Below are 855 nucleotides of genomic sequence, written 5' to 3' on the forward strand. Positions count from 1 at the left end.
GGACTTGTCCTCAGGCGCCGGGGCCGGGTTCCCGGCGTCGTTGAGGTCTCCGTGAGAGCAGCTGTCTGAGTATCCGGGCAGGAAGGCGTCAGAGATCCACCCCGGCCGGGAGGATCACAAGATCCCGGATGACGACGTCGTGGGGCCGGGTGACCATAAAGAGCGCGGCTTCGGCGACATCAGCGGGCTGCAGGAGGGCGCAGGTCTCCAGGGCCTCGCGGCGTTTTGCCTCGGGCCAGGCGGTGAGCAGGGCGGTGCTGACCGGGCCGGGAAGGATGGCCCCGACGCGGACCCCGTGGGGAGAGAGCTGCCGGCGGAGGCTGTGGACGAAGCCCTGGAGGGCAAACTTGGAGGCGGTATAGACGGGCTCGTGTGCCACAGGGACGACCCCGGCGACGGAGCTGGTGAGGAGGATATCCCCGCCGCGTCGGGCGATAAAGGCGGGGAGGACAGCGCGGATACAGCGAAAAGTGGCGGTGACGTTGAGGTCGAGGAGCTTCGCGATGGTGTCGGGGTCGGTGTCGACGAAGGGGCCACCGGTGTACATGCCGGCGTTGGCATGGAAGATATCGAGGCGTCCGGCGAGGGAGAGGATGTGGTCAGCGAGACCGTCGGCCTGGTCAGGGTCGGTGATGTCGGCCGGCAGGGGCAGGGCGTGCTCTCCGAGGGTATCTGCGTGGTGGAGGAGGGCTCCGACGTCGCGGTCAATCATGACAACACGGGCCCCGGCGGCAAGAAAGGCGGAGGCACAGGCGAGGCCGATCCCGGAGGCGGCCCCGGTGATGGCGATGACTTTGCCCTGAAGCGGGTGACGGGGTACAGAAAGGGGGGTGTTCACAGGGTATCTCCTGATGT

1 protein-coding gene is annotated in these 855 nt (G+C 67.7%); it reads right to left on the reverse strand.

Translation table 11 applies throughout. The features are described 5' to 3' along the window. Window positions 1-88 precede the first annotated feature (88 nt). A complete protein-coding gene (locus CNE01S_RS24945; RefSeq protein ID WP_072279240.1) occupies window positions 89-838 on the reverse strand; it encodes an SDR family oxidoreductase in 750 nt (249 codons plus the stop codon). Between the last annotated feature and the right edge of the window lie 17 nt (window positions 839-855).

The sequence above is a fragment of the Cedecea neteri NBRC 105707 = ATCC 33855 genome (genome assembly GCF_001571265.1).
Lineage (GTDB): Bacteria > Pseudomonadota > Gammaproteobacteria > Enterobacterales > Enterobacteriaceae > Cedecea > Cedecea neteri.